1 protein-coding gene is annotated in these 207 nt (G+C 53.1%); it reads left to right on the top strand.

From position 1 onward, the window contains the following. On the top strand, positions 1 to 207 hold a 207-nt coding region (gene rdgC, locus E1189_RS00030), incomplete at both ends, for a recombination-associated protein RdgC (RefSeq protein WP_196220772.1).

The raw sequence follows: 207 nt of genomic DNA on the forward strand, positions 1-207 counted from the left end.
CAGCTGGATATGCATTACGACGCGGCCTGCACTTTCAAGCTCAATGATGACCTGCGCCTGAGCAACTTCAAGTTTACTGACACGCTGCTGGAACAGTCAGACAGCCTGAACGCAGATACCGAAGCCGAACGCTTTGATGCGGATATGACGCTGATGTGCAGCACGCTGGCAGGGCTGATTGATGATCAGTTTATGGGGTTGGGTGGT

The organism is Parendozoicomonas verongulae, from assembly GCF_009711465.1.
Taxonomy (GTDB): domain Bacteria; phylum Pseudomonadota; class Gammaproteobacteria; order Pseudomonadales; family Endozoicomonadaceae; genus Sansalvadorimonas; species Sansalvadorimonas verongulae.